Origin of the sequence: Ancylobacter dichloromethanicus, assembly GCF_018390645.1 — a bacterium.
In the GTDB taxonomy this organism is placed as follows: Bacteria; Pseudomonadota; Alphaproteobacteria; order Rhizobiales; family Xanthobacteraceae; genus Ancylobacter; species Ancylobacter dichloromethanicus.
The window spans coordinates 1-25,381 of the sequence record NZ_JAHBGC010000049.1; the positions used below are offsets into that span (position 1 = coordinate 1).

Here is a 25,381-nt window from a genome sequence, read left to right on the forward strand (position 1 = left end):
GCGGAGACGACAATGCACTAACAATCAATTCGGACCACTCGGTGGGGGCCGATCAGGCGTCGCTACGTGCTGAACCTTGACCTGAAGGACTTTTTTCCGGCTTTCAACTTCGGCCGCGTTCGCGGCTTCTTTCTGAAGAGCGAACACTTTCGTCTTGCGGAGCCGGTAGCAACGCTTTTGGCTCAGATCGCATGCAAGGACGGAAAGCTGCCGCAGGGCAGCCCGTGCTCGCCGGTCATCACTGAGTTGATGACGCACTTTCTCGATATCCGGCTGGTGAAGCTGGCGGCGAGGCATAAATGCACTTACACGCGCTACGCGGATGACATCACAATCTCCACGAACCAGCGCGAGTTCCCATCGGCGCTAGCCGAATTGGACGGGGCCGAGTGGAAGCTCGGCGAGGAGCTTGTGTCGCGCATCAATGACGCCGGCTTTGAGGTGAATGACGCCAAGACGCGCATGCAGCTTCGCGGAAGTCGGCAGATGGTGACAGGGCTTACCGTCAACGAGAAGGCCAATGTAGCGCAGACATACTACAAGCGGGTTCGCGCGACAGCGCATCGCTTCCTGACAACGGGGGCATATGAACTCAACGGGGTGGCTTGCAACTCCGTGCCGCGCCTGGAAGGCATGATCAATCACATCTATCATGTGCGCGAGCGGCAGATCGACATTGCGATCGCGAACGAAGGCAACAAAGAGAAGCAGCATAAGCTGCACGCCGAGCGCACGAAGATGAAGAATGAGTGGCCCTCGGCGATCCGCGTCGTCTACTACGAACTCATTTTCTTCAAAAGCTTCATCAACCCGCCGCGGCCGTTGATCATCTGCGAAGGGCCAACCGATCCTGTGTACCTGAAGAGCGCCATCCGGCGGCTTGCTGCCGCGCACCCACTTCTTGCGTCAGTCGTGGGAGGCAAGCCTGAGCTGAGGGTGAATTTTTTCAAGTATTCTGATCAGGCGCGTGACTTCCTTCAGCTGCGAGGGGGCTCCGGCGATTTGCTGCGCTTTCTGATTTCCTGGAAGGACGCCTTTAACCGCTACGAGTTTCGCCCGGCCGAGCATCCGGTCATCGTTCTCATCGACAACGATGATGGGGCGAAAGAGATTTTCAGCTACCTCAACAACAAAAAGAACTATGGCCTAGATATCGCGTGGGACAAGCATGACCTGTTTTTCCATCTCCACGGACCCCTCTATCTGGTGAAGACGCCGGCGCTCGGCGCGAACCTCATGTCTTGCCCCGAGGATTTCTTTGAACCTGCCGTTCTGGCGGAAAAGCTCGACGGCAAATCCTTCAACAAGGAAAACAAGATCAATCCCGCGACCGAGTATGGAAAAGCTGTGTTCGCAACGCGGGTCGTGAGGCCAAGGGCCGGGTCGATCAATTTCGCCGGTTTCACCCCATTGCTCGAACGGATCGAGGCCGTGATCCGGGACTATGCGGCACGAAAGGCCGCGGCGGCGGCTCCAGTGCCAGCGATCGCAGCCGCCGCTCCCACGCCGTGACGTTGCGATGGTGGGCTTTCGCTGGGTGTAGAAGCGATGGGACGATTTCGGAGTCGCGTTAGCTGCATAGCTAGGTTCTCGCGACCGATGAGATCCCAGAATCAGATTGCTGGCACTTGGTAGAGTGAAAAGCCCGCGGGCAGCGAGGCCGATCTCCAATCCATCGCAATAGCTACGCTGTAACGCGCGCGGGTGAGCGCAACATAAAACTTTGCTCGGCTTTGTGCCGCCAGCTTGCTGTCCGGATCGGCAAGCCATTGCTTCATCGGATCCGTTGGCAGGATCACGACGTGGTCGAATCCACGTCCCTTGGATTCTCCAAAGTTCACCGCCTGCGACGACGGGTCGACGCCCCTGCTGGTGACCTTGTCGCGCAGCTGCACGGGTCTGACGGTCGCCAGATAATGATCATAGTCTGCGATCCTCAAGATGAATACGCCAGCGCTGGCCGGCAGAGGGCGACGGCACGAGGCACACTCGCAAGCCTGAGTGGCAGCAAACCCGGGGAATAGCCGTGACGACACCGCACAGATGGCCTCGCTGTTACGGTGCGATCGGTTCAGGCTTACCTCGTCAATCTCGATCTTCAGCTTTTTGGGCAGCGACCGTAAAAAGTCTGCGATGCCGCCGTCGGCATATTTTGCGAAGCGGCGCTCGTTATGGGTCAGGTAGGTCACCTGCCGAGGATCGCCAACCATCAGCAGGCGGACCGGGCTTCGCGCCAGCGCTTCGATGATGTCGAGATCATAGCCAGCGAGGTCCTGGACTTCGTCGATGAAAACGTGAGGGAACACCCGGCTCAGCCTGTCGACGACCGCGCCGCCGCTCTGCTCGTTGCATCGGATCACCAACTTGGACAGCTTGTCCGAGAAGACCTGTCCACGCCGATCAAAAAAGTGGTTTGCGATGTCTCCTTCGGGCCAGGTCACCGCGATGCCCCGGCTGTTGGTGTAGCGAATGGCCGACTGGGCTTGGACCAATGCCATGCCTTTGACCAGAAATTCAAACACAGCACCCTGAAACGGCTTCACGCCATGGGTAATCAAGAGACTGAACCAGGTCATGATCACCACGTTCGACGGAACATGGCCAACGACGTCGAAAAATTTCTGGCGGATCTCCGCCTCGTTGGATTCGGTGTAGGTGGTGATCAGGACCCGCTGGTCCCTAATCTTAAGTGCCTCTTCGACGAGGTAGGTGGTCTTGCCGGAGCCGGCTGCCGCGATGACCAGCCTATTCTGGCCAATCACGGCGCGATCGCCCGGGTAATGTAGTCAGGATAGGTAATCGCCGTTTTCGAACTGAAGATGGCCAGTGCGCAATCGGTTTTGTTGGCGCGCATATGAAGGTGGAGTTCATCGTCTGTCTTGGCAGCGGTCCCGAGCATCTTGTTTAAGGCTTCTCGACCGTTCGCCTTCAAGATTTTTGGCTCAAGCGTGTTGTAATTGAAGGGCTTTTCTTTGACCGTCAGCCCACCCGTGTCGACGTCGGGGTCGAAGCAAATCCTGATCGACGGTTGGCCATCGAACGCGGCGTACTTCTTCTGCACTGCAGCGGTGTCGCCGTCGTTGTCGGTCACCACGGCCGCCGGGATTTTCAACGCCAGCGCTAGCTCGAGGAAGCGCAGGAAGGCCGTACCGACCGAGATGACGTCAATCCCGTCCTGAATAGGCAAGCGCCCGCCATTGGCGTCCATGTAGGCCCGCTGGACCACCAGTTCGTCGGAGTCGCCTTCCACCAGGATCGCCTTCTTGGCCAAAGCCAGGCGCAAGGTGTCGTACCCTGCAAGTTTCTTGAAGAAGTCGCTGGCCTGCAGCTCCGAAATCCGGACTACCTTGCCCTCGCGCAGCACGATCAGATGGTCGAGGCCGAGCTTGTTGGCCACGAAGCTGCTGTGGGTCGAGATGATGATCTGCTTCTCGCCGTGCTGGGCAGTTAGGTCAGCGATCAATTCGTTGAGCCGAGCGTGCGACAGATGGTTTTCCGGCTCCTCCAGCAGGATGGCCGTGGCCTCGGCGTTTTTCTTGGTGCTGAGGGCGAGCTTAGTTTTGATCACGCACTGCTCACCCTTGCCGATGTACTGGAAAGGGGTCGGAACAAGAGCAGTGCGAAATCGTACGCTAAGGGCGAACGGAGCATGAACGGCGCTGAACGGCGCCCTAGGCTGAATCGACATTCAGCGCATCCAGATCATGGCAGCGGCGAGGTGTATGAATGCCAGGAAGTGGATGGCTCTGCGATCGTAGCGGGTTGCGAAACGGCGGAAATGCTTGAGCTTGTTGAAGCAGCGCTCGATGCGGTTGCGGTGCCGGTAGATGGCGGCGTCATGAGGGATGATCATCTTGCGGGTGCGGTTCGAGGGGATCACCGCCTCAGCGCCGCCGTCGCTGATGAGCTGGCGCAAGGCGTTGCTGTCGTAGGCTTTGTCGGCAAGGACAGCTTCCGTCTTGAAGCCGTCGAGCAAGGCCGGAGCGGTCAGGACGTCGCCAACCTGGCCGCCGGTGAGGATGAAGCGCAGCGGCCGGCCCCGCCCATCGGCGAGCATGTGGATCTTGGTGGTCAATCCACCTCGGGAACGCCCCAGAGCCTGATCCGAGGCCCCCCTTTTCCTGTCGCAGCTTGCTGGTGAGCGCGAACCAGGGTGGTGTCGAGCATCAGGTACTTGTTGTCCCGATCCTTGATCAGCGAGGCGAACACCTCATCCCAGACCCCGGCCTTGGCCCAGCGCGTGAAGCGCTTGTGCAATGTCTTCCACTTGCCATAGCGCTCCGGCAGGTCACGCCAATGAGCTCCCGATCGCAGCACCCAAAGGCATCCGTTGACGAACAAGCGGTTGTCGCTGCCAGTCCGCCCCGGATCACTCGCCTTGCCCGGTAGCAAAGGGGCGATCTGCTGCCACTGCGCCTCGCTGAGTTCGTACCGCTTCACCGCCATCCGTCCGCTCCGAATCATCAAACCCGGAACGAAATGAATCAGCCCGATCCTCTACGCGGAATCCTGAATGTCGATCGGCTCTAGCCCGGATGTCCAGCATCCGATCCCTGTGGATTGCTATCGCAGGGCGCCGGTTTTGATTTCTTCGCCCGTCCGACTCGACAACGCTCCTGGCAGATTCGTCGTGGATGGAGTTGGGCAATGGGTAAACGGAGGCTTCTCAAGGTCCAGGATCGACAGAGACTATTCGATATACCAACCGATGAGGACGCCCTCATCCGACACTATTCATTGTCGTCGGCTGACAGGCTTGAGATTGGACTTCGCAGACGAGAACACAATCGGCTCGGATTTGCCGTTCAGCTCTGCCTGATGCGATATCCGGGCAGAGTGTTGGCGACCGATGAAACTCCGCCTCGGGCAATATTAAAGTACGTTGCTGAGCAGATTGGCGCCGACGCTGGAAAGTTTGCGCTCTATGCACGCCGTGAAGAAACGCGGCGCGATCACATTGCTCGCTTGATGGTTTATCTGGCCGCGCGGAGCGCGACGGGGCAAGACCGTAGAGCTGCGCTGTTGGCTGCAATTCAGGCGGCCACGATGTCCGACGACGGTGGCGCGATAGCGAGTGCGACTGTCGCCATGTTTCGTGAACGCGGATCTCTTCTGCCAGCAATCGACACGATCGAACGGATCGGTCTTGCCGCCCGCGCCATTGCACGTCGGCGGGCAGAGAGAGCGCTGATCGAAGAAATTTCGGGCGCTACGCTTCAATCATTGGACAAGCTATTGGAAGTTGACCCAGCGATCAGCCAAACTCGCTTCCACTGGCTGCGATCTGCGCCGGACGCGCCGGGTGCATCGAACCTGGTCGGGCTGACCGAACGGATAGCCTTTCTGCGTACGCTGGAGATCGATCCGACGTTGCAGGCGCGCATATCGTCGGGACGGTGGGATCAGATGATCCGTGAGGGAAATGCCACGCCGGCCTGGCTGGCCAACGACTTCAATGCCAGCCGTCGACACGCGCTAATCGTGGCGCAGATTATTAAGCTCGGCCAGAAGCTCACGGACGATGCAGTGTCGATGTTCATCAAGCTGACAGGTCGGCTGTTCTCGCAAGCTAATAACCGCAAGAAGCAGCGGCACATGGACTGCAGACCGGATACCGCCAAAGCGCTACGCATGTTCCTGGACACAATCACAGCCCTGCAGTCCGCGAACGATTATGGCCGGAACGCATTGGAGGTTCTCGATCAGGAAGTTGGATGGCACCGGCTGCTTCGAATGAAGCCTGAGCTTGAGTCGATGGTCGACGACAACGAGGCATCGCCCTTGACCTTAGCGGCCGAGCAATATGCCACCGTCAACAAGTATGCCGGTGCGTTCTTGCAGACGTTCACGTTCCGCTCAGCGCGCCGCCACGATCCCCTTCTTGCGGCGATTTCACTGCTGAAACGGCTCTATGCCGAGAAGCGGCGGACCCTTCCGGATCGCGTCCCGGTCACCCACCTCAGCCAAACCGATCGAAGGCTCATCCTGGGGCAGGAGAAGCCCGATCGCCGTCTCTACGAGATTGCAACGCTGGCGGCTTTGCGAGACCGGCTTAGATCTGCGGACATTTGGGTCGATGGCAGCCGATCCTTCCGACCGATCGACGAGCACCTGATGCCGCGGTCAACGTTCACCATCCTGAAAGATGAAGATCGCCTCGGACTTGGTGTCCAAGAAGACGGCGCGGCGTGGCTTACCGAAGCGCGGCAGATGCTCGACTTCAACCTGAAGCGCCTTGCGCACAGGGCACGATCCGGGAGGCTCGAAGGTGTTCGCCTTGAAGCTGGTACTTTGATCGTCACGCCGACCGCCGGCGAGGTTCCGGTGGCGGTCGAGGAACTGAACGCCGAGATCAGCGATATGTATCCGCTAGTCGAGGTTCCCGACCTGTTGAGGGAAGTGCATGAATGGACTGGCTTTGCGGATTGCTTCACGCATGTTCGAACGGGTGACACTCCGAGGAATGTCTCGGCCATGCTGGCTGGCGTACTGGCCGATGCGACCAATCTCGGTCCAAAGCGAATGGCCAGCGCGTCCAAAGGCATCAGCGCGCATCAGATCAGTTGGATGCGCACCTTCCATGCCCGGTCAGAGACCTACCGCGCGGCCCAGGCCTGCGTGACGGACGCACACACCCGCCATCCGCATTCTCGCCTTTGGGGCAATGGCACGACGTCATCATCTGATGGCCAATTCTTCCGAGCAAGCGACCGAGCCGCAAAGCGCGGAGATATCAATCTACATTACGGCAGTGAGCCTGGATCGAAGTTCTACAGCCATCTGTCAGATCAGTACGGCTACTTCAGCATCTTGCCCATCAGCCCGACCGAAAGCGAGGCTGCCTATGTGCTCGACGGACTATTCGATCAGGACACAATCCTCGAAATACAGGAGCACTTCACCGACACCGGCGGCGCGAGCGATCACGTCTTTGGGCTATTCGCTCTGATCGGCAAGCGGTTCGCACCACGACTGCGCAATCTCAAAGATCGGAAGTTCCACACGTTCGAGAAAGGCGATGCATACCCGGCGCTGTCGAACCACATCGGGGCGCCGATCAACACCACCCTGATCCTCGATCACTGGGATGATCTGCTTCATCTGGCGGCATCGATCACTACCCGTGCCGTTGTGCCCTCTACGATCTTGAAGAAGCTCTCGGCATCACCGAAGGAAAGCCAGTTGGCCAAGGCTCTTCGGGAACTCGGCCGCATCGAGCGGTCGCTCTTCATGATCGAATGGTACTCGAACTCGACATTGCGCCGGCGCTGCCAAGCCGGCCTCAACAAGGGCGAGGCAGCGCACAAACTCAAACGCGCAGTCTTCTTCCATGAGCGTGGCGAACTCCGCGACCGGTCGTTCGAAAGTCAGGCATTCCGCGCATCGGGCCTCAATCTTGTCGTCAGCGCGATCGTCCACTGGAACACGGTCTATCTCGACCGCGCGGTCAAAGAGCTCAAACGAGCGGGAAGGAACATTCCAGAGTCCCTGTTGAGGCATATCTCGCCGCTGAGTTGGGAGCATATCAACCTGACAGGCATCTACACCTGGGACAGCGAGCAACATCTGCCGGAAGGCTTCAGATCGCTTCGCCTCCCGGCTGGGCTACGGCGTGCCGCATAACGTTCCTGCTCCGTTCGACCTTAGCGTACGATTTCGAACTGCTCTTGTTCCGACCCCGCCTTCAGCCACCGGCCGCGCCGCGCGCCGGGACGGGACATTGTCAAGGCGAGGCCGGTCGCTCCCACGGCAAGCGCGATCGTGATCACGAACTTGAAAAGAAACCGCGCCGTTTCCAGCGCACGGTCGACATCGGGACGAACCCCGATGAACGAATGGAACACCAGGGCGGACATCACCACGCCGCCGGTTACCGCCACCAGGAAAACGGTGCGATAGGGCCATGGTGGGGCGGCGTCCTGCGCCAGAAGCTCGATGAGTTCATCGGTCTTCACATCAGCCTCCCGCATCGCCCCCATGCCGAGAGTTACGTAGAACCGTGCGCTTCCGTTACAGTCCCGTCGGCGGCTAAAATGCGGACAGGGATGATAGCGGGCATTCCGCGAGCGGCACGGCTACCAGCGCAGCAGATGACGGCCGCTCACATAGCCGGCAAGCGTCATCATCAACATGCCGAGGCTGTACCAGACGGCGACGAAGAGCGGGCTGTCGTCCGGGCAATGCGCGGCATACCAGGTCGCACCGATCGCGCCGGCCGCCAATCCGGCCCAAGCCCCTGTGCGACCGGGGTGGGTCGGCGCGCCCCGGCGAAGCACGAACAGCAGGCACAGCAGGGGCCCCGCTGCCAGCATGGGGATGGTCCGCAGGCAGAAAGCGGCGTTCTTGCCGACCAGATTGGTCATCCACAGTTCGGGCGGAAGCACATAGAGTTCACTTGCGATCGCGCCGGCCGCAAGCGCCAACGCAGCCACGAGCAGCCAACCCCAGATGCCGCTGTCGGCAGCCGGTTGCGCCATCGCCAGCGTCACTCCCGCCGCGCTCATCGCCAATGGCAGCATCAGTAAGAATTTGAGCGGAAAACGGATCGTTTCGGCCGCCTGCTCGAAGTTCGGCCGCAGACCGACCAGCATGAAGAACAGCACGCCGGCGAGGACGACGCCGCAGCCAAGCGCGGCCATGTACAGCGTGCGGAACGGCCATTGCGGCGCCGCGTCCTTGGCGAGCAGATCGATGAGATCGTCCGTTTTCATGTTTCGCACTCCCGATGCACGGATGGTGTCTCCCCACCCGGGCTTTCGCGATGTCTCAGAGGATCTCGGCGGATAACCTAGATAGGCTCAGTGAGGGAATCCCGCTAGCTCCGCGCCAGTATGAATACGCCGATCAGGATGATGCCGATCCCCGCCGCGCGGGCGGTCGACATCGGCTCCCCGAGCAACTGCCATCCCGCCAGCGCCACCAGCACGAATCCGAGCGCCAGGAACGGATAGGCAAAGGAGACCTCGATGCGGCCCAGGACGTAGAGCCAGGTCAGCAGGCTCATTCCATAGCAGGCAATCCCCGCCAGAATGGCGGGGCGGAATGCCAGCTCCACGAAGCCGGCGAGCACCGAACCATTCCCCGACTGGGCAACCGAGCGCGCCCCTATCCGCAGCAATATCTGCGCGAGCGCGTTGAGCACGACGCTGGCGAGGATCAGGCCGATCACGAGGGCGCGCGTCATCCCAGCGCCACGCGCGGTCGCGCCGGCTCGGCGACCGAGAGCGCGGCAAGCTCCGCCATGCCGTCGGCGAAGTCGACCGCCGGGCTCCAGCCGAGTTCACGCCGCAGGCGAGAGGAGTCCGCGGTGATATGGCGGACATCGCCAAGCCGATACTGGCCGGTCACCGCCGGCCGGGGCCCGTCCAGTGCCCGGGCGAGGGCGAGCGCCATGTCGCCGACCGTCCGCGGTGTTCCCGAGCCGACATTATAGGCCCGCACTCCCGCTTGTGAGCGCTCGCAGGCGAGCACCGTCGCGGCGGCCACGTCGCGCACATGGACGAAGTCGCGGCGTTGCCGGCCATCCTCGAAAACGCGCGGCGCCTCTCCCCGCCGCAGCGCCGAGGTGAAGATCGACGCGACTCCCGCATAGGGCGTGTCGCGCGGCATGCCGGGGCCGTACACATTGTGATAACGCATCATCGCCGCGGAGCCGCCCGTCGCCCGCGCCCAGTTGGCGGCGTAGAATTCCTGCGCAGCCTTGCTCGTCGCATAGGCGTTGCGCGGATCGAAGGAGGTCTCCTCATCCACGAGACCAACGGCGAGGCCACGGCCGCAGACCGGACAGGGCGGCTCGAAATCGCCGATGGCGAGCGCGCTTTCGACCCGTGGCCCGGGTCGCACCGCGCCATGCTCGGCGCAGTAACCGAAGCCTTCGCCATAGACCACCATGGAACTTGCCAGCGTGAGCCGCGAGACGCCCGCGCGCGCCATCCCCGCCAGAAGTTCGGCGGTGCCGAGATCATTGCTGGACGCATAGTCCGGCATGTCGTCGAGATCGACGCCCAGCCCCACCTTGGCGGCAAGGTGGATGACGCCATCAACCCCGCTCACCGCCCGCGACACGAAATCCCGGTCGCGGACATCCCCCACCAGCGCCTCGACACCGTCATGCGGGAGCGTCCACGCGGCGCCAGAACGATGCACGTCCGGACGCAGCGAATCGAGCACACGAACCTCGTGGCCGCGCTTGAGAAGCTGCTCAAGTACATGTTGCCCGATAAAGCCGGCCGCGCCGGTGAGAAGGACGTGCATGACGGTCTCCATGATCCTCAGCGGCGCAGCGCGGGCGCGGGCTCCGGTACCTGGCGCGCCCGCTGGAGCCGCGCCAGCCGGATGAAGGTGGTCGATATCTTCCAGGCCGCGCTCAGCCCGGCGAGGGCATTGCCGGAGACCTTCGACTGGCCGCCGCGCCGGCGGCGATGGTCGACCGGCACTTCAAGGCACCGCAGGCCCGCCCCGGCTGCGCGCATCTGCATTTCGAGGTTCCAGCCATAGGTCTGCTCGCGCATTCCAAGCGCGACGAGGCGATCGGTTCGCATCGCCCGCAGCGGCGACATGTCAGTGAAGCGCACGCCATAGGTGAGGCGCAGCAGCACGCCCGCGAGCCGGCCGGCGACGAGTTGCTGTGGCGTCATGGAGCCTGACTCGCGCCGTCCGAGTAGCCGGGACCCCATCACGAAATCCGCCTTGCCGGAAGCCACAGGTTCCACCACGGCGGACAGAAAGGCGGGCACGTCGCTGCCGTCGCCGTCGAGGAAGCAAACGATGTCGGTTTCGGGACGGACGGCGGCGAGCCCGGCGGCGCAGGCCCGGCCATAACCTCGCAGCGGCTGCGACACCACCCGCGCCCCGGCTGCCGCCGCCTGCCCGGCGGTGTCGTCACGCGATCCGTTGTCGACGACGATGACCTCGCCGACACCCTCGGCCAGCACCTCGCGCACCACCGCGGCAATGGCCTCCTCCTCGTCGAGGCAGGGAATCACGACCGCGACGTTCCCCAGCGCGGACCGTTCCATCATGCCGCACCTGCCTGCGCGGGAAGCGCGGATGCGGCGGCGCGTCGACGGCGCACGAAGGCGGCGGTGCGGGCGGCAGGCTGGCGTGCGAGGCCCGTGGGCGCGAAGGAGAGCGGCATCCCGTCTAGTTCCTGCTCCAGCAGCGCATAGGACGCGGCGTCGTCCACATCGTACCAGGGCGTGAGCTCGACCACCGGCAGCCCGATCTCGCGCGCGCGATCCAGCGTCAGTCGGTAGACCTCGGGCGTGCTCCAAGGCATGTCCGCGAACAGTTCCGGATGCGGCCGGGACAGGCCGATGAAGGTGTAGCCGCCATCCAGCGCCGGGCTCAGCACGACCCGGTCGCCGCTCTGGAGCGCTTCGACGGCATCCCGCAGCAGCGCCTTCGGCAAGGTCGGGCTGTCGGAATTGACGAGGATGGCGCCCGCATGGCCGCGCGCCAGGAGGTCGGCGATGCCCTGGTCGAGCCGCCGACCGAGATCGCCCTCGCCTTGCAGCACCAGCCCGAAATCGGGAGGCAGTAGCCGGGTCAGCGCGCCTTCCGATCCTGCCGGCGTATAGACAGCATATCCCTCGGCATCGCCCTCGGCGGCGAGCTCTGCGATAGTGGCGGAAAGGTCGGAGATGAAGCAGGCGGAAATTTCCGCGCATTCATCGGGGCGCAAGGGCGGCGACAGCCGGGTCTTGGATTTGCCCGGCGCCGGCGTCTTGCAGATGATGGCCACGGCGACAGTCGACATGATGCGTGTCCTCACATGCGGGTCAGAAGGTCGAGCGAGTCGGCAAGGTCGCGATACAGGTCATTGGGGTCTTCTAGGCCGACCGAGAGCCGCAGCAGGTCGTCCGGGCAGGGTGAGCCCTCCCCCTCGATCGAGGCGCGATGTTCGATAAGGCTCTCGATGCCACCGAAGGACGTCGCCCGGCGCCACAGTTGCACCTGGGCCGCGGCAGTGATGGCCGCAGCCGCCCCGCCGCGCAGGCGCAGCGACAGCATGCCGCCAAAGCCACCCGGCATCTGACGCGCGGCGACGGCATGGCCGGGATGGTCCGGCAGGCCGGGATACAGCACGGCGCTGATCGCCGGATGTCCGCGCAGCCGCTCCGCGATCAAGGCGGCGCTGCGGCTCTGTTCCTTCACGCGCAGATCAAGCGTGCGCAGGCCGCGCGTCAGCAGCCAGGCATCGAACGAGCCGAGCACGGCGCCCTGCTGGTCACGCATGTCCTTGATGCGCAGCCAGAGCTCCGAACGATCGGCACTCGCCAGGGCGCCCGCGACCACGTCGGAATGGCCGTTGAGATATTTGGTCGCCGAATGCATCACGATGTCGGCCCCGAATAGGAGCGGATTGGTGAGCACCGGCGTCGCCACGGTGGAATCTGCGCACACCATCGCACCGGCCCGGTGGGCCAGATCGGACACGGCGGCGATGTCGGTTACGGTCCAGAGCGGATTGCTCGGCGTCTCGATCCAGACCAGCCCGGTCCTGCCGGGGCGAAGGCTGGCTCGAACCTCGTCGAGCCTCGACATATCGATGAAGCTGACCTCGTGACCATATCGATTGGCGGCGTGCAGCCAGACGCGCAGTCCCCAATACATGTCCCGCGGCGCCACAATGTGTGTGGGCGGCAGCGCGGTAAAGACGGCCACCGCCGCCGCCATGCCCGAGCCGAACAGCAGGGCGTCCCGCGCATGTTCGAGCTCGGCGATCTGCCGCTCGGCCTGCTGGACCGTCGCATTGTCCTTGCGGCCATAGACGTGGCCGGAACTGTAGCCGTTGTCGGGATCCCGCGCATAGGTCGTACTCATGTCGATCGACGGCGTGAGCGCGGTCAACGGCGGACGCCCCCCGAGCGCGCGGGTGGCCACGGTGCGGGGCATGAATCGGCGGTAAGGACGGTCGTCCATGGAACCTGTGATCGGTGGAGCGGCGAGGGCAAGGAACGACGCGCTCCGACCGAGGGCCGGATGCGTCATTAGACCTCTACGCAGGCGAAGGCGGCTTCGTTACAGCCTGGCTCTAATTTTGCGAGCCGCCGGGATCGGGCGCGGCCGCGGAAGGCGGCGAGGGCGGCAACGGGCTGCCATCGCCGGAGCGCCGGAAAAGCCGTAGCGCTTCGAGGCTGCGCGCCAGCAGCGCCGCCAGCAGCGCGCCGCTCAACACCGGCCAGAGCAGGAAGCTCCAGTCCGGGTCGAACTGCGCGGCGATCAGCGGGGTGATCCCCGCCGGCGGGTGAAAGCAGCGCAGCGCCATCATCAGGGCCAGCGCCACCCCCACCATGCCGGCGGTCGCAAGTTCCGAGTTCGGCCAAAGCTGGTGGCCGCACAACGCCACCACCCCGCAGATCATGTGACCGCCGACAATGGCGCGACTGCTCGACGGCGCGCTGCCCGGCGCGCCGCACACCAGGACGAGCGTCGTCGCGAAGGGAAAGGCGGCAAGCGCCATCCCCGAGGTCCGCGCCGCGACGTGCAGGGCAAAGATAGCTCCCGTGACGAGCACGGCGGCGGCGGCGATGCCGATCTGCTCGCGCCGGCGCGCCGACCTGTCCCGGTCTTCCCCCTGCATCGACGTGGGGTCAGGCGCGGCCGACCGCAGTCCGCATCGGCTCCGCCTGCTCGGCGCGGATCAGCTGCGGCAATTGCGAGAGCGCCTCCACCTCGAAATCCGCCGCCTCCGCGTAGGTTTCCTCCTGCATCCTGAGGGCCTTGAACATGGTCAGCGGAGTGATCGGGCGCGCCTCGAGCTCATCCGTCAGCTTCTGCATCGGCAGACGGGCGATACGGGCGACACGGAAGCCGAAATTCTTCGCGCCGCCGACGTCGAAGCCGTTGGACGACACGAACAGAACGTTCTCCGGCTTCACGCCGAGCGCTTCCTCCACCATCTCATAGGCGCGGGGATGCGGCTTGAAGACCGCCTTGGAATCGACGCTGATCACCTTGTCGAACAGTTCGTCGAGGCCGGCATTGGCCACCAGGCGCTGCAGCATGCCCGGCGCGCCATTGGACAGTATGGCGAGCCGGAGCGGGGCGAGGTCCTGCAGGCACTGAGCGGCGTCGGGATAGGGCCGAAGCCGGTTATAGGCCTCGGCCATCTCGGCGAGGAAGGCGGCGTCCGGCTCGCGGCCGAGCGTGTTCAGCGTGTAGGCCAAGGCTTCCTGCGTCACGCTCCAGAAGTCCTGGTAGCGTCCCATGAGCGAGCGCAGCCAGCTATATTCCAGCTGCTTCTGCCGCCAGATCTGGGTGATGTACTCGCCATATCCGGGATAGGCGCGCTCGGTCGCGTCGGCGACCGACTGGATGTCGAACAGCGTTCCATAGGCATCAAAAACAACGGCTTTGATCATGTCACGTCTCATTTTCAGTGGGATTCGGCGGCGGCCGGAGCGTCGTCGCGCAGGCCGGTATTCGCCCGGAAGATGACTTCATCGAATTGCGCTTCCGACACCGGGTCGCGCCGCGACAGGAGCGCGCCGAGAATGGCGCCGAGAAAGCCGATCGGCACGCTGGCAACCGCCGGGTTCACGATCGGAAACAGCGCGTCGGCACCCATGAAAGCCGGCCCGAGCATCGCCAGCACGACCGAGGAGGCCAGGCCCGCCGTCATGCCGGCGACAACGCCGACGGTATTGAACCGGCGCCAGAACAGCGACAGCACGATGACCGGGAAATTCGCACTGGCCGCGATCGAGATCGCGAGGATGACCAGCACCGCTACGTTGATCCCCTGCGCCAGCAGCCCGAACAGAATGGCAAAGGCGCCCACCGCGAGGGTCGCGATCCGCGCCACCTTCACCTGCTCGCGTTCGCTGACCCGTCCGCCCCGCATCACGTTCACATAAAGATCGTGCGCGATCGCGCCGGAGGTGGAGAGCGTCAGAGCCGCCACGACGGCCAGGATGGTCGCGAAGGCCACGGCGACGACGATGGCGAGAAAGATCTCCCCGCCAAGGCTGCCGGGGCCGCCGCCGAGATACTGCGCCAGCAGCGGCAAAGCGAGGTTGCCGCCCTTGTCGGCGGCCCGGATGACGTCCTGCCCGACCAGGACCGCCGAGCCGAGGCCGATCAGGGTGGTCACGAGGAAGAACGCTCCGGCGAGGAACATCAGCCACACCGCCGAGCGCCGCGCGGTCTGGGCGTCGGGGACGGTGTAGAAGCGGGTCATGACGTGCGGCAGGCCGGCGGTGCCGAAGGCAAAGCTGAGCCCAAGCGAAAGCTGATCCAGCGGGTGCTTGAGATAGTTGCCCGGCGCCAGAAGCTGCGGTCCGTAGCGCGTCTCCGCCGCGCCGAACACGGCGAGAGGATCGAAGCCGAACTGCGCGAGCAGCAGAGCGACCAGCACGATGGCGGTGCCGAGCAGCAGGACGGCCTTGATGATCTGCACCCAGGTCGTGGCCAGCATGCCGCCGAACACGACATAGACCAGCATGCCGATACCCACGCCGACAATCGAGATGGCATAGGGCACGCCGAGCAGCAGCTTGATCAGCGCCGCTCCGCCCGCCATCTGCGGCACCAGATAGGCAAGGCTCACCACCACCGTGCCGAGCACCGCCGCAAGCCGGGCCTGCGGGCGCTGCATGCGGAAGGCGATGACGTCGCCGAGCGTGAACCGCCCGGTGTTGCGGATCGGCTCGGCCACCAGCATCAGGATGGCGAGGAAGGCGACGAGCGCGCCGGCGGCGTAGAGGGAGCCGTCCATGCCGTACAGAGCGGCGAGGCCGGAGAAACCGAGAAAAGCTGCCGCGCTCATCCAGTCGCCGGCGAGCGCGAATCCGTTCTGCACGGGGCCGAGATTGCCATGCGCGGTGTAAAAATCGCTTGCGGTGCGGGTGCGCCGCGCGGCCCAGTAGGTGATGCCGAGGGTGATAGCAATGATCACCACGAAGATGGAGAAGGAGAGTAGTTTCATCGCGTGCCCTCCCGCATGGCGGCGTCGCGCGCAGCGGCGGCAAGCGGATCAAAGATGCGATGGGCGGCGAGCGTGTAGAGCAGGGCGGCTCCCCAGCTCACCAGATAGATGGCGATAACCAGCACGTAGCCGACATTCAGCGCGCCGAATGCCTTGGTCGACATGAACGGGCGGGCATAACCGGCCAGCAGCAACGTCAGGAAGAAGAGGCCAAGCGAGAGCCCGAGCAGCCAACCGATAATCTGGCGCTTGGTCTGGATCAACTGGCGGAAGGTCATGCCTTCGGTCCGCGCATGCCAGTCGGGCTTGGGAGACGTGAGAATGGGAGAAGGGGACGTGAGAATGGGGGAGGATGGCGAAGCCCCCATGGCCGGGGCGTGCACCGGGACGGACTGGATTGTCATCAGGCGTTTCCTTTAGTCTTGTTGTGGGCCTTGATCCTGCGGAGTGGCGCCGCGATCTGGCTCGTCGTCCGTTCCGCAACTTGTGTGCCAGCTTCACTAGATCTGTAATATCAATTAGTTAGATGAAACGACCCATCCCCTTTGATGCACAATTGCATCGATTGATGCGATATTGCATCGGAAAGAACGCCATGCGCCTGCCCATTCAACCTTCGGCAGCGATGCCGGATCTGCCGCTGACCGAGAGTGATTTCAGCGAGATCATTCGCAATTCGTTCGACGGAATCTTCGTCGCCGATGGCGAGGGGCGCACGCTGCTGGTCAATCCCGGCTGCGAGCGCAATTACGACTTTCGCGCCGAGGATGTCGTTGGCCGGCTGGTGGTCGAGCTTGAGGCGGACGGCCTGATCCGCCCGGTCATCGCCCCGCGCGTCATCGCCACCGGCCAGCGCGTGACGGCGATACAGCGCACCCACACCGGCCAGACTATTCTGGCGACCGGAACACCGCTCTTCGACGATGAGGGGCGGGTGCGGCGGGTGATCATCAACTCGCGGGACACGACCGAACTCGATCAGTTGCAGGCCGAGCTGTCCCGCATCCGGCACGATCTGGCGCGGGCGGAAACCGAGGTGGCGCAGTTGCGCCAGGAAGGTCTGCCGCCGGACGGCCCGGTATTCCATGGCGAGGCGACGCGGCGGATCGCCGATCTGCTGCGGCGGGTGTCGGCCTCGGATGCCACCGTACTGCTGACCGGCGAATCAGGTGTCGGCAAGGAAGTGTTCGCCCGCCTCGTGCATCGCGAGAGCCAGAGGGCCAATGCCGCCTTCATCAAGATCAACTGTGGCGCGCTGCCGCGCGACCTCATCGAATCCGAGCTTTTCGGCTATGAGGCCGGCGCGTTCACCGGAGCGCACAAGAACGGCAAGCCCGGCATGCTGGAGCTGGCCAATCATGGAACGTTGTTTCTCGACGAGATCGGCGAACTGCCTCTCGACATGCAGGTGAAGCTGCTTCACGTCCTGCAGGACCGGACCGTGGCGCGACTCGGCTCCACCCGCTCCATGCCGCTCGACATCCGCATCGTGGCCGCGACCAATCGCGATCTCGCGCGCGCGGTCGAGGCCTCGACCTTTCGCGCCGACCTGTTTTACCGCCTCAATGTGGTGCCGATCGTGGTGCCGCCGCTGCGCGAGCGGCGCGAGGATATTCTGCCCCTCATCCGCCAGGCGCTTTCCGGTTTCAATGCGCAATATCGCACCCACAAGCAGTTTTCCCATGCCGCCGCGCTGGAGCTGGTGGCCTATGACTGGCCGGGGAACATCCGCGAGCTGCGCAATCTGGTCGAGCGGCTGGTGGTGACGTCGCCCGGCACTGTGATCGAAACCGAGGAGATGGGGATCGTCGCGAAGCCAGCGTCGGCCGACCACCCGGAGGGGCCCGGCGTCGGGCGCGTTAAGCTGGACGGACTGGGTCTCGGCGAACAGGTGCGCCGCTTTGAAACCGCACTGATCGAAAGCGCCCTGCAGCGCTTCTCCAACACACGGGCCGCGGCGCGCTATCTCGGAGTCAGCCAGTCCACCATCGTTCGCAAAATGAAGGGAATGGGCGAAACCCGAGGTTGAAGCCACAAAGGGCGGCGCCCCCCAAAAGGCAGCACCCTCTTGTTTATTTTTAGAACGGACGTTTTAATTGGCGAATATCCATTCCCCAACAGGGCGTTCCGCACATGAGGCACCTCAGGCTTCCGGCCTTTCCGCTCCCCACTGCCGAGATCGACCTGATCAGCGGAACCATCTCCGACTTGCAAGCCGGCTATCAAGAGGGGCGCTTCTCCGCGTCCGACGTCGCCGCGGCCTGCCTGGCGCGGATCGCCCAGCTTGAGCCCTATCTCAACGCCTTCATTAGCGTTAACATGGCGCTCATGGACGATGCCGCGCAGATCGATGCCGAGCGGCGGGCCGGCGTGCGCAAGGGGCCGCTCCATGGCGTGCCCATTGTCATCAAGGACAACATGAACGTTGCCGGCGTGCGTACCACGGCCGGCTATGCCGGCTTTGCCTCGGATGATCGCGTTCTCGACCCGGCGCGAGGGATATTCAACGGCATCGATCTCGTCCCCGAGCGCGATGCCAGCGTCGTGGCGAGGCTCAAGCAGGCGGGTGCGCTGATCGTCGGAAAGAGCAACCTTCCCGATTTCGGGCTGGACGGGCTGCGCTCCGATTCGAGCTATAATGGCGACACGCTCAACCCCTATGATGCGCGCTTCGCGCCGGGGGCGTCGAGCACCGGCAGCGCCGCGGCGGTGGCGGTGGGATTCGGCATCGCCTCCCTCGGCACCGACACGGCCGGCTCCATACTGTTCCCGGCCTCGGCGCAAAGCCTTGTCGGGCTGAAGCCGAGCTTTGGGATGGTGCCGATCGACGGCGTGTTCCCGGGCCTGTCCAGCCATCACGACGTTGCGGGACCCATTGCCAGGACCGTGGCGGATGTCGCCATCCTGATGGACATTCTCGCCGGGCCGACTCCGGCCGACCCCCGCACCGCGCGCCACGCCGGCAAGCCAGATTTCGCGGCCGCCCTGAATGCCGACGCCTTCAGGGGTGCGCGGATCGGGCTGTTCGAGCCCGGCCAATGGGCGCCCGACCTGCATCCCGCCATCGCGGAGCATTATCGCCGGATGACCGGCGTGCTGTCAGGGCTCGGGGCGGAACTGGTACCCGTGGTCTTTGCCGATACCGACTGGCGGGCACGCTGGGAGAGCCGGACCTCGTTTGTCGTCACAAACTCGTATCTCGCCGGCGTCGATGCCTATCTCGGCGCCCTGGGCGGCTCCAACCCTTCCTCGCGAGCGGCTTTCAGGGAGCGCGCCGGCTTCGAGATCGGCGTGGCCACGACCGCTCCCCTGCACGGGCTACTGTCGAGCGCGGCCATCAATGTCGGCGCCGATGATGATGCCATGATCGCGGTCATCGCGCAGGCGGACGCCTTGCGGACGCAGTACGAGGCGATCCTGCGCGACAAGGGCATCGATGCCCTCTTCTTCCCCCGCTCGGTCAACCCGCTGCCCGATATTGGCGGCGACACGCTGGCCTATCTCGGCGATCAGATCGTCGGCACCGAGATCAACGAAATGGGCCTTCCGGTCGTAACGGTTCCCGCCGGTTTCCTGAAGGATAGACGCCCGATCGCGGTCGACATCGTCGGACCCGCGATCGACACCGACGCGGCCATTCTGGCCTTCGCCTATGCCTTCGAGCAGGCGACGCGGCTGCGGCGCGCCCCGGTCCTGCCCGATGAGCAGCCGACTTCCTGAAACGCACGGTGCCAAAATGATCCGGCTGCGGATAGGCCAATAAGAATGGCGTCATGCTATCGCCGCAACCCTCCCGGAGATATAGATTGGACAATATAAAACGGCCCGGCAAAGGCTGGCGGAGCGCGTGCGAGGACGTATGTGACAAAGGCGGATCGCGAGAGTGAGTGGGCCGCCGAAATGCGCGCTGCACTGGCGGGCGATGCGGTTGCCTATCGCCGGTTTCTGCAATCGGTGACACCGCACTTGCGCGCCATGGCCCGCCGGAACTGCGTGCGATATGGAGCGCCGGTCAGCGATGCCGAGGACGTCGTTCAGGAAGCGCTACTCGCGATTCATCTGAAGCGCCGGACATGGGACCCTGCACGGCCGATCTCGCCCTGGATTTCGGTCATCGTCCGCAACAAACTGATCGACATGTTGCGCCGCTCGGTCCGCCTGACCGTCCCGGTCGACGAACTCGCCGACGTTCTGGCCGCCGAAGAGCCGGTTGACGAGTTGCCCGCCATCCAGATCGGGAGTCTGATCGGCAGGCTGAAGGATCGCCAGCGCGCGGTTGTTCAGGCCGTCAGCATTGAGGGCTTCACTACCCGGGAGGCTGCTGCCCGTCTGAGCATGAGCGAGACGGGAATTCGCGTGACCTTGCATCGGGCGCTGAAGGCTCTCGCGGCCCTGCATCAGGAAAACCTGAGGTGAATAGAAAGATCGTAACTATCTGTGCTGCCTCTGCCAAAGCCTTTTGCTACTATATTCTATTACGGAACAATATTTCTCATTCTTAAGCTACGCGCATCATTATTACTTCATAGCCGATTGAGTCGCGGAAAATTGAAAAACATTCACCATTCGCGCGGTCTTAGTTGGCCAGAGCGACGGCCGCGACCTTGGGTGTTCGACGAGCGAGCAATTGGACCAGCCACGGCCGGCGCGTGCCGCTCGTCACCGCCTAGCGCACGACCCTCAAGGCGCCGACGACCAGCATCTGTTACAGGTTGCGGCCACCCTGCTTTTTGATGCCGCCCAGCCGCTCCTCGCCGCCGCTGGAGTTCTGCTTCGGAACAAACCCGATCCAGACTGCGAGGTTGCGGCCGGTCTTGAACGCCTTCGGGTCAAAGACCGTGCCTACCAAGGCACTAGCTAGCTAGTAACGGGCCCACGCCAGAGATTTCCATCAGCCGGCGACCGACCTCCGTCAACCGGGCGTTGGTCCGGATCAGTCGATCGGTGTCAAGGTTCTGCGCGTCCAAAAACTTCGATGCCTTCATCGTCTTCCGCTCCTCCCAGCCAAGGGATTCTGGCGCCGAAAACTCCAGCTTCAAACGGTTCAGTTGTCGGGGATCAGATCATCGTCTGTCAATTTTAGACGTCTGGTCACCAAATTCGGACCTACGGACGGGTGTCCTGCCTTAAAATCAGAGCGAGCGAGTTAATTGCGCGCGCCTAGTATAAGTCGGGATAAATTTATCCTACTTAAAAAATTGACGAAAATTTATAATACTAATAACTGATTATCGTTTAATGTGTGATAATTATTCATATATATTATTCTACATAATAGACATTTTTAAGTAAAAAAATAACGCGATAGTGATCATGGCGGCGGAACAGGTGGGAACGATGCGGATTAAACGTTTTATACTATCCTTTTCCCTGGTTGTTGGCATTGGAATTGCCGCCGGGTTGCTATCGCATCCCGCGGATTCGCAGACGTCGGTTGCAGTAGACTCGATCGCCGACGCTCAGGGCAATCTTCATGTGCCCGCCGAGTATCGGACCATCTATCAATATCTGGGCACTTGGGCGGTTGCCGCGAAACAGGCCGCTGGATCCGAGGAAATTCACACGGTGTATGCCTCTCCTGGCGTTATCGATGAATATCAGAAAACGGGCAAGTTCCCTGAGGGGGCTGTTCTGGTCAAAGAAGTGTTTCAGGCGAAAACCGACCGCATGACTACGGGAACTGTCTCGCGGGAGGATAGGCTTGAAGGGTGGTTTGTGATGGTGAAGTCGAGCACAGATAAATTTCCCGAGAACAAGCTGTGGGGTGATGGTTGGGGCTGGTCCTGGTTTGATGCCGATAATCCGACGAAAACGACATCTACAAATTACCGGGCAGACTGCCAGGGGTGCCACATTCCCGCCAAATCGACCGACTGGATTTACGTACGGGGTTACCCGCCGCTCAGTAAGTGAAGCGGCCGAATCAAGAAACCTACCGTCTCGCTCCAGGCTCCGGACACATTGGTCTGAGCCAGAAGATGACGGTTACGGCGATGCAGATGGCCGGGAAGAAGTTGTGGGCGCATCGGTCGTATCGGGTGGCGAGCGCCGCCAGTCTTCGAGCTTGGCGCACAATTTCTCGACCCTGTGGCGCTGGCGGTAGAACTATGCGCCACGGGTGAGGGCGTCGAGCACGAGACGGACGTCCTTGTGGCCGCTCATCTGTCCTGCCCAGCAGGATGATCGCCCGTCCGTCGCCGTCGCAAACAGTGGGGAGCTTCGAGTTCAGCCCGGCGTTAGTTCGCCCGATAAAACGGGGAGCATTCCCTGTTAAACGAGCCTGCTCTAGGTGGGCCGTCAGATGTGTCGCGTCGATCACGATGTGCCGTGCTTGCGGCCCGTCGCCAGAAAGCCCGGCGAAGGCGCAGCCGGAGACGCCGAGCCGGCTCCAGACGATGAGCGGCTGTAGGGTGGCCTGTGCGGACCGGTAGCCTGCCGGCGCGTCCTTCAATTGCGGATCACAGAGACGATCCCGCTCGCCACTCGCCGATGATCAACCCGCGGGACGCCATGTGCCAAGGGGAAGAGCGGCGATACCCGCTCCGTCCGCCGCAAGCTCAACAGAGATAAACACTCCTCAAGGACTCCTGCATCGAAGACCGCGAATCACAGCCCGAGAACTATTAGTAGGTCCTGAATCTAACGGGACTGCCGCTTGTGGGCTCTGTATTCCGAAGGATCAGCACCGTACGTTTTTCGGAATACGCGCGAAAAACCGCTCCGATTATTGTATCCGACAATACGTCCAACCTGATCGACCGAGAGATCGCCAATGGCGAGCAGAGAGGCTGCATGCCTCATGCGTATCTGACGCAGCGTGGTCATCGGGGGGGTGCCGAAAACCGCCTGGAAGCGCGCCATGAAGGCAGAGCGACTGAGACCTGCACTCTGTGCAAGAGATTGAACGGAGTGGGCAAATTCGGGCCGTGCGGCCATATCGGAGAAAGCACGCGCGATCTGCGGACTTTGCAAGAGCGAAAGCCTCTCCACCCATTCGTTCATCGAAGTCATTGATCGGCGCAGGAGCACGATGAGGACTTCTTTAAGTAACGTCGCTGTCATCGCCTTCATGCCTATTTCCTGGCGAATGAGTTCAACAACCACAGCTTCAAGTTGAGGGGTCAGCGCCGTCGTCTCATCGAATTTTTCGATGATCGGCGTTGAGAGGCCGGCAAAGAGATCAAGCGATCCTGCATAGCTCGCCCTGACGTAACCGCACACGAGCATGACTTGCGGACATGTGCCGTCCCCGGCGGCCAGTCTCTCAACATGGTTGCGCCCGCCCGCCGGCACCCCCACTCGAACGGTTTGCCAGTTTTCCGGGCGAACCGGAGGGCCTTCGATTACGAGGGGCGTCTGGGCCGGGACAATAACGAGTGTATGGGGCTCCAACGCGATGGGCGCCCGTCCAGCGATGATTAAACGCCCGCCGCCGGAAATATTATAGTGCATTCCTGGGGCCGGCGAACCCAACATCTCCAGTTTCCAGCCGGCACCCACGACACATTCGAATAGATCTACAAAATCGACTTCCAGCGTAAAAAGAATTTCCTCAAGATCCGTGTGTGAAATACGCGTAAGTGGCTGATCAATCATTGCGCGCCAGCGTCCTCTATTCCACCGCTCTGTGTTATTGTGACGTTAAACAAGCGGTATCTCCGTCGTCGCCGATGAGCGCTTTTGTCATCGTTGTAAGCCATGAGATCAATCCACGCGATCAGCTGGTGCATGTCAGGTATTTTGCTACAGCATAACTCTGTATTCAACTATGTAGCCGACGAAATAAAACATGCCAGACGCGCAGCGAAGCGTGTTCGATTCCGGCCTGGCCAAGTCACAGTTCCGGCGTGAGGACGATGCGCCCGCACAGATCGCGGCTCTCCATCCGCTCATGTGCAGTTACCGCCTCGCTGAAGGGGAGTACATCGACCGGAATGTCGCACAGTCCTGCGGCTACCGCTTTCAAGGCCGCCTCGAGGCCTCGCCGTAGAGCCTGCGGGTGCAACGGCAGAAGGGCGCCCGCATTGAAGCCGGCCACGGTTGTGCTGCCCAGCCAGAGATCGTTGGTCTTCACACTGTGCGCCCAGTCGCCGCTGGCATTGCCGGCGACGATCAGACGGCTGCCCGGCTTCATCAACGCAAAGCTCTGGCCACGGACGGCACCGCCAACGGGATCGATAATCACATCGAACTTCTCGCCCTCAAGCACGCCGGGCAACTCGGAGGAATCGACAATCCGATCGTAGGGCAGTTTCGTGTGCGCCGCTGTTTCCAGCTTGCCTGAGCGAACCGTGCCAACGACACGTGAAGCGCCGAGTTGCCTTGCGATACCGGGGAATGCGGAGGAGAAGCCGCCAAGGGCGCCGTGCACCAGCACGCTTTCTCCCTTGCCGAGCTTGGCAACCAGACTGAGGGCGACGTGGGCCATCGCGGCATTGGGAATCATCGCGACTACGAGAGCAGGATCGACATTGGAGCCTTCGATCGACACAACGCCATGCACGGGCGCGATATACACGGAGGCATACCCGCCTGTGCCGGCGCCGGCCGACATCGAGACGACGTTTTCGCCAATCGCAAACCCGGTCACCCCATCGCCGAGCGCTCGCACCGTTCCGGCCACTTCCAGACCGGGAATGAGGGGCGGCTGGGCCATGCCGGGTACATCCTTGAACTGCCCCTGGCGGAAAAGGAGGTCGATGAGACCAACCGCTGCGTGAGTGACGTCGATCGCGATCTGGCCCGGTCCCGGGGTCGGATCGGGCAGGTCGACGACCGTCAGGACGCTCGGACTGCCGAACTGGGTGGCTTGGATAGCTCTCACGGAACAACTCCTATTATGACTGAGCAGACGCTCATTTTTATGGCGAAAAAATTCACCTCAATGCCTGCCAGAGGGCCTCGAAACCTGCGTCGCGGACGCCTTCCGCATGGCCACGGTCGTGGATCATGAAATCGATCGTTGTCCCGGCCATCGTTTCGACAAGCGCTCCGACATAAGCCAGAGGGGCATCCCGCAACGCGCCGGTAGATCGTGCGCGGTGTACGATTGCGACGGCTGGTCCTGCGACGACTGCCGCCGCCTTTCGGCTAGCTTCGGTGATCTGGTCCGAGACCCCGAGCTGGGCCAGCGCCCGCCGCTTCGATGGATTGGAAACGCCCCAGTCCGTCCAACGCGCCCACAGATGATGCAGCTGCCCGCGAACATCACCGTCGTCAGGCATCGCTTCCAGGATGGCCTCAGACAGCTCCGTCTTCAACGCGACGTATAGCTCATTGAGCAGAGCGGATTTCGTTCCGAAATATGTGAACACCGATCCATGTGGCACCTGAGCCACCCTGGCGATCTCCGCTGTCGCGGCACCGAGACCTTGTTCGGCAACCAATTCCATCGCCGCCGTCAGGATCGCATCACGTTTTTCTTCGCTTCTGGGTCGCGCCATTTGCCAT

At 62.6% G+C, this 25,381-nt stretch carries 24 protein-coding genes; 6 read left to right on the forward strand and 18 right to left on the reverse strand.

The window, feature by feature from the left end; translation table 11 throughout:
• Positions 1–51 precede the first annotated feature (51 nt).
• Positions 52–1,512: a retron Ec67 family RNA-directed DNA polymerase/endonuclease gene (locus KHC23_RS19945; protein WP_271188571.1), complete on the forward strand. Its 1,461-nt coding sequence runs from the start codon at positions 52–54 to the stop codon at positions 1,510–1,512.
• Between the two features lie 101 nt (positions 1,513–1,613).
• On the opposite strand, the gene KHC23_RS19950 is transcribed toward KHC23_RS19945, so the two are convergent.
• The 3 genes from KHC23_RS19950 to KHC23_RS19960 form a co-directional block, all read right to left on the reverse strand.
• Complete coding sequence (locus tag KHC23_RS19950; protein WP_024921667.1) at positions 1,614–2,762, reverse strand: UvrD-helicase domain-containing protein; 1,149 nt, start codon at positions 2,760–2,762, stop codon at positions 1,614–1,616.
• A complete protein-coding gene (locus KHC23_RS19955; RefSeq protein ID WP_213375089.1) occupies positions 2,759–3,688 on the reverse strand; it encodes an ATP-dependent nuclease in 930 nt (309 codons plus the stop codon). The genes KHC23_RS19950 and KHC23_RS19955 overlap by 4 nt, the downstream gene beginning before the upstream one ends.
• Positions 3,689–4,446 (reverse strand): IS5 family transposase gene (locus tag KHC23_RS19960; protein ID WP_373878487.1). Its coding sequence is split into 2 segments (ribosomal slippage): positions 3,689–4,104 and positions 4,104–4,446, totalling 759 coding nucleotides; the frame shifts between segments, so codons are not numbered across the junction.
• 201 nt (positions 4,447–4,647) lie between these two features.
• Here KHC23_RS19960 and KHC23_RS19965 point away from each other — a divergent pair.
• Positions 4,648–7,623 (forward strand): Tn3 family transposase, encoded by a 2,976-nt coding sequence (locus KHC23_RS19965; protein ID WP_213375091.1) that lies wholly within the window; start codon positions 4,648–4,650, stop codon positions 7,621–7,623.
• Positions 7,624–7,643: 20 nt separating this feature from the next.
• On the opposite strand, the gene KHC23_RS19970 is transcribed toward KHC23_RS19965, so the two are convergent.
• The 11 genes from KHC23_RS19970 to KHC23_RS20020 form a co-directional block, all read right to left on the reverse strand.
• Positions 7,644–7,955, reverse strand: coding sequence for an NrsF family protein (locus KHC23_RS19970; RefSeq protein WP_213375093.1), 312 nt, complete (start codon positions 7,953–7,955; stop codon positions 7,644–7,646).
• Positions 7,956–8,075: 120 nt separating this feature from the next.
• On the reverse strand, positions 8,076–8,711 hold the full coding sequence (locus tag KHC23_RS19975; protein ID WP_213375095.1) for an NrsF family protein: 636 nt from the start codon (positions 8,709–8,711) through the stop codon (positions 8,076–8,078).
• Positions 8,712–8,815: 104 nt separating this feature from the next.
• On the reverse strand, positions 8,816–9,184 hold the full coding sequence (locus KHC23_RS19980) for a DMT family transporter (RefSeq protein ID WP_213375097.1): 369 nt from the start codon (positions 9,182–9,184) through the stop codon (positions 8,816–8,818).
• Positions 9,181–10,254 (reverse strand): NAD-dependent epimerase/dehydratase family protein, encoded by a 1,074-nt coding sequence (locus KHC23_RS19985; RefSeq protein WP_213375099.1) that lies wholly within the window; start codon positions 10,252–10,254, stop codon positions 9,181–9,183. Before KHC23_RS19985 ends, KHC23_RS19980 begins: the two co-directional genes overlap by 4 nt.
• 17 nt (positions 10,255–10,271) lie before the next feature.
• A complete protein-coding gene (locus KHC23_RS19990; protein WP_246544804.1) occupies positions 10,272–11,021 on the reverse strand; it encodes a glycosyltransferase family 2 protein in 750 nt (249 codons plus the stop codon).
• The gene (locus tag KHC23_RS19995; protein ID WP_213375101.1) at positions 11,018–11,758 is read right to left on the reverse strand and encodes a TIGR04282 family arsenosugar biosynthesis glycosyltransferase; all 741 of its coding nucleotides are present in this window, start codon (positions 11,756–11,758) and stop codon (positions 11,018–11,020) included. Before KHC23_RS19995 ends, KHC23_RS19990 begins: the two co-directional genes overlap by 4 nt.
• A gap of 11 nt (positions 11,759–11,769) precedes the next feature.
• Complete coding sequence (locus KHC23_RS20000; protein ID WP_213375103.1) at positions 11,770–12,924, reverse strand: trans-sulfuration enzyme family protein; 1,155 nt, start codon at positions 12,922–12,924, stop codon at positions 11,770–11,772.
• Between the two features lie 112 nt (positions 12,925–13,036).
• Positions 13,037–13,585, reverse strand: a complete 549-nt coding sequence (locus KHC23_RS20005) for an HPP family protein (protein WP_213375105.1) — start codon at positions 13,583–13,585, stop codon at positions 13,037–13,039.
• Between the two features lie 10 nt (positions 13,586–13,595).
• A complete protein-coding gene (locus KHC23_RS20010; RefSeq protein WP_213375107.1) occupies positions 13,596–14,366 on the reverse strand; it encodes a haloacid dehalogenase type II in 771 nt (256 codons plus the stop codon).
• Between the two features lie 14 nt (positions 14,367–14,380).
• A complete protein-coding gene (locus tag KHC23_RS20015; protein ID WP_213375109.1) occupies positions 14,381–15,931 on the reverse strand; it encodes a solute symporter family protein in 1,551 nt (516 codons plus the stop codon).
• Positions 15,928–16,335 carry a DUF485 domain-containing protein gene (locus KHC23_RS20020; RefSeq protein WP_213375111.1) on the reverse strand — a complete coding sequence of 136 codons (408 nt, stop codon included), beginning with the start codon at positions 16,333–16,335 and terminating at the stop codon, positions 15,928–15,930. Before KHC23_RS20020 ends, KHC23_RS20015 begins: the two co-directional genes overlap by 4 nt.
• A 191-nt stretch (positions 16,336–16,526) precedes the next feature.
• On the opposite strand from KHC23_RS20020, the gene KHC23_RS20025 reads away from it, so the two are divergent.
• The 3 genes from KHC23_RS20025 to KHC23_RS20035 all read left to right on the forward strand — a co-directional run bounded on the left by KHC23_RS20025 (position 16,527) and on the right by KHC23_RS20035 (position 20,347).
• Positions 16,527–17,960 (forward strand): sigma-54 interaction domain-containing protein, encoded by a 1,434-nt coding sequence (locus KHC23_RS20025; protein WP_213375114.1) that lies wholly within the window; start codon positions 16,527–16,529, stop codon positions 17,958–17,960.
• A 104-nt stretch (positions 17,961–18,064) separates the two neighbouring features.
• Positions 18,065–19,651 carry an amidase gene (locus KHC23_RS20030; RefSeq protein ID WP_213375115.1) on the forward strand — a complete coding sequence of 529 codons (1,587 nt, stop codon included), beginning with the start codon at positions 18,065–18,067 and terminating at the stop codon, positions 19,649–19,651.
• Positions 19,652–19,792: 141 nt separating this feature from the next.
• Positions 19,793–20,347 carry a sigma-70 family RNA polymerase sigma factor gene (locus KHC23_RS20035; protein ID WP_213375117.1) on the forward strand — a complete coding sequence of 185 codons (555 nt, stop codon included), beginning with the start codon at positions 19,793–19,795 and terminating at the stop codon, positions 20,345–20,347.
• Positions 20,348–20,636: 289 nt separating this feature from the next.
• On the opposite strand, the gene KHC23_RS20040 is transcribed toward KHC23_RS20035, so the two are convergent.
• Positions 20,637–20,780, reverse strand: coding sequence for a transposase (locus KHC23_RS20040; protein ID WP_213375119.1), 144 nt, complete (start codon positions 20,778–20,780; stop codon positions 20,637–20,639).
• 464 nt (positions 20,781–21,244) lie between these two features.
• Here KHC23_RS20040 and KHC23_RS20045 point away from each other — a divergent pair, with 464 nt between their 5' ends.
• Positions 21,245–21,844 (forward strand): cytochrome P460 family protein, encoded by a 600-nt coding sequence (locus KHC23_RS20045; protein ID WP_246544805.1) that lies wholly within the window; start codon positions 21,245–21,247, stop codon positions 21,842–21,844.
• A gap of 726 nt (positions 21,845–22,570) precedes the next feature.
• On the opposite strand, the gene KHC23_RS20055 is transcribed toward KHC23_RS20045, so the two are convergent.
• The 3 genes from KHC23_RS20055 to KHC23_RS20065 all read right to left on the reverse strand — a co-directional run bounded on the left by KHC23_RS20055 (position 22,571) and on the right by KHC23_RS20065 (position 25,374).
• A complete protein-coding gene (locus KHC23_RS20055; RefSeq protein ID WP_213375121.1) occupies positions 22,571–23,527 on the reverse strand; it encodes a helix-turn-helix transcriptional regulator in 957 nt (318 codons plus the stop codon).
• Between the two features lie 238 nt (positions 23,528–23,765).
• Positions 23,766–24,755 (reverse strand): quinone oxidoreductase family protein, encoded by a 990-nt coding sequence (locus KHC23_RS20060; RefSeq protein ID WP_213375123.1) that lies wholly within the window; start codon positions 24,753–24,755, stop codon positions 23,766–23,768.
• 52 nt (positions 24,756–24,807) lie between these two features.
• Entirely contained in the window at positions 24,808–25,374 is a 567-nt protein-coding gene (locus KHC23_RS20065; protein WP_213375125.1) for a TetR/AcrR family transcriptional regulator, read from the reverse strand.
• Between the last annotated feature and the right edge of the window lie 7 nt (positions 25,375–25,381).